Annotated in this window: 5 protein-coding genes; all 5 read right to left on the reverse strand. The window is 74.0% G+C overall.

Annotation, left to right across the window (positions count from 1 at the left end; genetic code table 11):
• Window positions 1-1,041 (reverse strand): NAD(P)/FAD-dependent oxidoreductase (locus ESO86_RS09415; protein WP_165307580.1); only part of this gene is annotated, 1,041 nt, incomplete at its 3' end.
• Window positions 1,038-3,134, reverse strand: coding sequence for a molybdopterin oxidoreductase family protein (locus tag ESO86_RS09420; protein WP_129234666.1), 2,097 nt, complete (start codon window positions 3,132-3,134; stop codon window positions 1,038-1,040). The genes ESO86_RS09415 and ESO86_RS09420, both read right to left, overlap by 4 nt.
• Before the next feature lie 77 nt (window positions 3,135-3,211).
• A complete protein-coding gene (locus ESO86_RS09425; protein WP_129234667.1) occupies window positions 3,212-4,630 on the reverse strand; it encodes an MFS transporter in 1,419 nt (472 codons plus the stop codon).
• 139 nt (window positions 4,631-4,769) lie between these two features.
• The gene (locus ESO86_RS09430; RefSeq protein WP_129234668.1) at window positions 4,770-5,900 is read right to left on the reverse strand and encodes a uroporphyrinogen-III synthase; all 1,131 of its coding nucleotides are present in this window, start codon (window positions 5,898-5,900) and stop codon (window positions 4,770-4,772) included.
• Window positions 5,897-6,613, reverse strand: a 717-nt coding sequence (gene cobA / locus ESO86_RS09435; RefSeq protein WP_129234669.1) for a uroporphyrinogen-III C-methyltransferase, incomplete at its 5' end; no start/stop codon positions are given. The genes cobA and ESO86_RS09430, both read right to left, overlap by 4 nt.

Raw genomic sequence — 6,613 nt, forward strand, 5'->3', positions numbered from 1 at the left:
GAGCGCGGCGGCGAGGTGCTCCGCCTGCCGCCAGCCCGGGCCGATCAGCCCGGACGGGGCGCCCGGCAGGATGCGCCGACCGGCGGTCTCGTCGGTGCGCTCGACGACCTGGGCGCAGTCGCCGATCGCGTAGACGTCCGGGTCGGACCAGCTGCGGAGATCCGGCCCGACGACGATGCCGACGGCGGTGCGGAGCCCGGCGAGCGTGGCGAGCTCGTTCCGCGGGCTCACGCCGCACGAGAGCACGAGGAGGTCGCCGCGGACCTGCTTGCCGTCGGCCGTGACGAGCATGTCGAACCGTCGCGTGCCGGCCGCGTCGGTGCGGAACCCGATCGCCTCGGCGCGGCTGTGCGCGATGACCGTGATGCCCGTGCGACGCAGCGCCGAGCGCAGCACGTGCCCGGCACCGCGGTCGAGGTTGCGCGGCATGGGATGGGGGCCGTGGTGGACGACGCACACCTGCGCGCCCGCGTGGGCTGCGGCGAGTGCGAGCTCGAGGCCGAGGACGCCGGCTCCGAGCACGACGATGCGGCGGCGCGAGCGCACCGCCTCGAGCACCCGTTCGGCGTCCTCGAGGTCGCGGAGCGCGGTGACGCCGGCCGGCAGTCCGTCGTCGCGCGCGACGAGCGTCGACGGGTGACGCTCGAGGTCGGCCAGGTCGCGCCTGGGCCGTTCGACGCCGTCGAGCGTCGGCACGTTCGCGCGCGATCCGGTGGCGAGCACGAGCCGGTCGTAGGGGAGCGCCTCGCCGGTCGAGAGGTGCACGACGTGCGCCGCGCGGTCGACGCGGGTCGCGCGGACCCCGAGGAGCACGGCGGCGCCGGCCTCCTCCGCGGCCTCGCGGTCGCCGACGAGCATCGCGTCGAGGTCGGTGTTGCCGACGGCGTACTCGGCGACGAGGACCCGGTTGTACGCCTCGACGGGCTCGCCGGCGACGACGGTGAGCGCGACGGCGCCCGCCCGCACGGCGGGCAGCAGCTCCTCGACGAAGCGAGCACCGACCGGGCCGTAGCCGATGAGGACGATCCGGAGAGGGGTCATGATCCGGCTCCCGCTTCGACGAGGCGCGTGACGCGCACGAGGTTGGCCTTGAACTCGGGCATCGACGAGATCGGGTCGACCGCGTCGGAGGTGAGCAGGTTCGCGGCCTGCTCGTCGCCGTAGTGGAACGGCAGGAACACCGCGTCGGTGCGGATGTCTGTGGTGAGCCGTGCCCGGCATCGCACGGTGCCGCGTCCGTTGGCGACCTCCACCGGCTCGTCGTCGGCGATGCCGAGTCGTGCCGCCGTGGCCGGATGGATGGCGGCCCGTGCCTCGGGCTGGGCATCCAGCAGCTCGGGCACGCGGCGCGTCTGAGCCCCGCTCTGGTAGTGCTCGAGCAACCGCCCGGTGACGAGCGTCACCTCGTCGGACGACGGTGCCGGATGCGCGCCCGCGCGGGGTGCCACGGCCACGAGGCGGGCGAGGCCGTCGTCGTGGTGGAACCGCTCGGCGAAGAGCCGCGGGGTGCCCGCGCCTCCGCGCGGGAATGGCCAGTACGCCTCGACGTCGGAGTCGAGCAGTGCGTAGTCGATGCCGGAGTAGTCGGCGATCCCGCCCTCGGAGGCGAGTCGGAGTTCCTCGAACACGGTCTCGGCGTCGGTGTCGAAGCGCGCGGCCGACCCGAGCCGTCGGGCGAGCTCGTGCAGGATCCAGAGCTCGTCGCGCGCGCCGGCCGGGGGCGCGAGCGCCCGGCGACGACGGATGACGCGTCCCTCGAGGTTGGTCATGGTGCCCTCCTCCTCGGCCCACTGGAGGACCGGGAGGACGACGTCGGCGAGGGCCGCGGTCTCCGACAGCACGAAGTCGCAGACGACGAGCAGGTCGAGGCGCTCGATGCCGCGTCGGACGTCCGCGACGTTGGGCGAGGAGACGACGAGGTTGGAGCCGTGCACGAGCAGTGCCCGGACGCCGTCGGGCCGGCCGAGCGAGCCGAGCAGCTCGATCGCCGGGAGGCCGGGGCCCGGGATCTCCGCGGCGTCCACGCCCCAGACGCGGGCGACGTGGGCCCGAGCGGCGGGGTCGGTGATCTTCCGGTAGCCCGGCAGCTGGTCGCACTTCTGGCCGTGCTCGCGCCCGCCCTGGCCGTTGCCCTGCCCCGTGAGCGTGCCGTATCCGCTGCCGGGGCGACCGGGCAGTCCGAGGAGCAGCGCGAGGTTGATCGCCGCGGTCGCGGTGTCGGTCCCGTCGACGTGCTGCTCCACGCCGCGCCCGGTGAGGATGAACGTCCGGCCGCCGGCGGCGAGCCGGCGAGCGATCGCGCGGACGGTCGCCGCGGGCACGCCCGTCACCGATTGGACGCGCTCGGGCCACCACTGGGCGACGCTCCGACGCAGCGCGGCGAACCCGCTCGTGCGGGCGGCGACGTAGTCCTCGTCGACGAGCCGCTCGGCGATCACGACGTGCGCGAGGCCGAGGAGCAGCATGAGGTCGGTGCCGGGCGCGGGCTGGACGTGCAGCCCCTGCCCGTCGTCGGTGAGCCGCGCGGTCGCCGTGCGCCGCGGGTCGACCACGATGAGCCCGCCCGCCGCCTGCGCTCCCGCGAGGTGGCCGATGAACGGCGGCATGGTCTCGGCGACGTTGGTGCCGAGCAGGAGGATCGTCGTGCCGTCGTCCAGGTCCGCGAGCGGGAAGGGCAGGCCGCGGTCGACGCCGAAGGCGCGGTTGCCGGCGGCGGCGGCCGACGACATGCAGTAGCGGCCGTTGTAGTCGATGCGGCTCGTGCCGAGTGCGAGCCGGGCGAACTTGCCGAGGAGGTAGGCCTTCTCGTTCGTGAGGCCTCCGCCGCCGAAGACGCCGACGGCGTCGGCGCCGTGCTCCGAACGGATGCCGCGGAGCCGCTCGGCCACGAGGTCGAGGGCCGCATCCCACGTGGTCTCGCGCAGCGAGCCGTCCGGTTCGCGCACGAGCGGCGCGGTCAGGCGGGACGGTGCGGCCAGGAGCTCGGCGGAGGTCCACCCCTTCTTGCAGAGCCCGCCGCGGTTGGTGGGGAAGTCGCGGCCCGCGACCGCGATCGGCGCGGTCGCGTCATCCGTCGCCGTCAGCGTCATCGCGCACTGGAGGGCGCAGTAGGGGCAGTGGGTCCCGGCTCCCATGTCGTCCTCCTGGAGTGCATGTCGTCGCGGTGGTGGGGGGAGCGGGCCGGGCGGTGAGGTCGCCCGGCCCGCCCCGGTCAGATCCGGTGTCCGGAGCGCTTCGCGAGGGTCAGGTAGACGCCTGCGGTGATGGCGAGCATCACCGCGTACGCCCACACGAACCAGCTGAGCCCCGTCGTGTAGTCGCCGAACGTGGTCTTCGAGAAGCCGAGCAGCTGCGGGATCACGAACCCGCCGTACGCGCCGACCGACGAGATGATGCCGAGCGCCGCCGCCGCCTTCCGCTGCGAGCTCACGTCGCCGGCCGACTCGTGCGCGTTGTGCGCGCCGGCGCGGAGGGCGAACACCGTCGGGATCATCCGGTAGGTCGAGCCGTTGCCGACGCCGGACGCGGTGAACAGCACCAGGAAGAGGCCGAGGAAGAGCCAGAAGTTGCCGAGCGGGAGCGTCCAGACCACCGCGAGGGCCCCGAGCGCCATCACGGCGAACGCCGCGATCGTGATCTGCGTGCCGCCGAACCGGTCGGCGAGGCGGCCGCCGTAGGGCCGGGCGAGCGAGCCGACGAGCGCGCCCATGAACGCGAGCGACAGGGTCGCCGAGCCGACGTGGAACGCCGAGAAGTCGGGGAACTGGTCGGCGATGAGCTTCGGGAAGACGCCCGCGAACCCGATGAACGAGCCGAAGGTGCCGATGTAGAGCACGGCCAGGATCCACAGGTGCGGCTCCCGCAGTGCCGCGAGCGAGGCCGCGACATCCGCCTTCGCGTTCGAGAGGTTGTCCATGCGGAGCGCGGCGCCGACCATCGCGATGAGGATGAACGGCACCCAGATCCAGCCCGCGAGGGGCAGGTTCAGCGTGACGGCCGCGCCGATGGTGATCGCGATGGGCACCACGAACTGCGCGACGGACGCGCCGAGGTTGCCGCCCGCGGCGTTCAGGCCGAGCGCCCACCCCTTCTCGCGCTGCGGGAAGAAGTAGGTGATGTTCGCCATGGAGCTCGCGAAGTTGCCGCCGCCGAAGCCGGCGAGCGCCGCGATCGCGAGCATCACGCCGAACGGGGTCTCGGGGTTGGCGACCGCGACGGCGAGGCCGATCGCCGGGATGAGCAGGAGCGCCGCGGACACGATCGTCCAGTTGCGCCCGCCGAAGCGGGGGACCATGAACGTGTACGGGATGCGGAGGGTCGCCCCGACGAGTGCCGGGATCGAGATGAGCCAGAAGATCTGGCCGGTCTCGAAGGCGAAGCCCGCGGCCGGGAGCGAGACGACCACGATCGACCAGAGCTGCCAGACGACGAAGCCCAGGAACTCGGCGAAGATCGACCAGCGGAGGTTGCGAGCGGCGATCCGCCGGCCCTCGCGCTCCCACTGGACGGGATTCTCGGGGTCCCAGCCGTCGATCCAACGGCCGGGCCGGACGGTGAGGGCGCCCGCGGCGGGGGGCGCGGTGACGGCGGCGGGGGCCGCGGGCGGCGGAGCGGAGAGGGTCTCGGTCATCGGTGCCTCCGGGGGGTGTCGGTCTCGTGTCGAGCTGGTGAGGCGACGCTATCCGCGGCGTGTTTCCCCGACCGGCGCGGGTGGTGAACTTCGTGTTCCCACCTGCTCACCCGCACCCGAGGCCGATGTGAGGTCATGGTCAGACGTCGATCCGGTAGCCGCGCTTGACCACGGTCGAGATGAGTCCGGGCACGGCGAGGGTCTGCCGGAGGCGGCTCAGCGCGACCTCGAGCGCGTGCTCGTCGGCCGTGCCGGGCATGCCCGCCGCGAGGCGCTCGCGCGCGACGACGGACCCCCGGGCCTGGACGAGCGGCCGCAGGATCGAGAGTGCGACGGGCGGCAGCGCCACGCGGCGTCCGCGCACCTCGACGACGGAGCCTCGCAGCGCGACCGGGCCGTGCTGCGTCTCCAGGCGGATGACGCGCGTGTCCTCGAGGTGCTCGCACACCTGGCGGATCATCGCGCCCATCCGGAACCGGTCGGGCTGGAGGGGCGTGACACCCGCCGCGACCAGGGGGGCCGACGTCACCGGTCCGACGGTCGCGGCGACCACCGGGCCGCGCATCGCGTCAACCAGGTCGTCGTACCTGCCGCGCGCCTCGGCCGCCATGAGCAGGGCGTGCACGGCGGGCGCGCTCGTGAACGTGATGCAGTCGAGGCCCCCCGTGCAGGCGGCCTCGATCAGGCGGTCGACGCGCTCGTCGGTGAGGTCGGGGTCGATCCAGCGGTACGGCTCCACGGTGAGCACGCGATCGTGCACGTCGCGCAGGCGGTCGAGCGCCTCGGGCGGCAGGTAGCCGTGCAACTGCACCGCCACGGTGAGGCCCGGCGGATGCGTCGCCAGGACCTCGTCGATCAGCGACTCGGTGGTCTCCTCGGCGCTCATGCCGACGTCGTCGAGGCCGGCCGCGCGGATCCCGCCGCGCGCCTTCGGGCCGCGGACGAGGATGGCGGTGCGCCCGAGCGCGCACAGGAGCTCGTCGCCGAGCCCCGCGGCATCCGCCACCTCGAACCAGCGCCGCACGCCGTACGCCGTGGTCGCGAGGAGCACGTCCGGTCGCGCATCGATGATCGCGCGCGTGTCGGCGATGACCGGCTCGTCGGAGCTCGCGTTCGCCATGCGGATCGTCGGTGCGTGCACCACCTGCGCGCCGCGGCGCACGAAGGCGTCGATGAGGTCCGCTGATCGGCGGTCGCTCGTCACGCCGATCCGGAACCCCTCGAGCTGGTCGGGACGGAACCCGATCGTCGACTCGACCTGGTCGGTCACGTCGCCACCGCCGCGAATCCCGTCGCGCGCTCCATGAGCTCCGCCGCCGTGCGGTCGCCGTCGTGCGCGAGTCGAACGACCTCGCCGACGACGATGACCGCGGGCGAGGCGACGCCGGCGAGCCCGGCGGCCGACACGATCCCCGACAGGTCGGCGATGGTCGTGCGCTGGTCGCACCGGAACCCGCGCTCGACGATCGCGACCGGCATCGAGCCGCGCATGCCGTGGCGGGCGAGCCCGGCCGCGAGCTGCGGCAGCGTGTTCACGCCCATGAGCACGACGATCGTCCCGCCGAGGCCCGCGAGGTGACGGAGCTCGTCGTCGCTGAACGGTGCGTGCCCCGAGACGACGGTGAACAGTCGGCTGATCCCGCGGTGGGTGAGGGGGATGCCTGCGGCACCCGGCACCGCGACCGCGCTCGTCACGCCCGGCAGCACCTCGACGGGAACGCCCGCCCGATGGCAGGCGAGCACCTCCTCGCCGCCGCGCCCGAACACGTACGGGTCGCCGCCCTTCAGCCGGACGACGTGCCGGCCCGCGCGGGCGTGGGCGATGAGGAGTGCCTCGATCTCCTCCTGGGGCAGCGCGTGGTGGCCGGGCCGCTTGCCGACGTCGACCAGTTCGGCGTCGGGCGCGAGCTCGGCCAGGCGCGCGTGCGGCGCGAGGCGGTCGTAGAGCACGACGTCGGCGGAACCCAGCGCGCGCACGGCCCC

The organism is Agromyces binzhouensis (genome assembly GCF_004135055.1).
GTDB lineage: Bacteria > Actinomycetota > Actinomycetes > Actinomycetales > Microbacteriaceae > Agromyces > Agromyces binzhouensis.

Coding starts and splice junctions, on each gene's coding strand:
- ESO86_RS09420 (WP_129234666.1), bottom strand. CDS start 3,134: ATGGGAGCCGGGACCCACTGCCCCTACTGCGCCCTCCAGTGCGCGATG.
- ESO86_RS09425 (WP_129234667.1), bottom strand. CDS start 4,630: ATGACCGAGACCCTCTCCGCTCCGCCGCCCGCGGCCCCCGCCGCCGTC.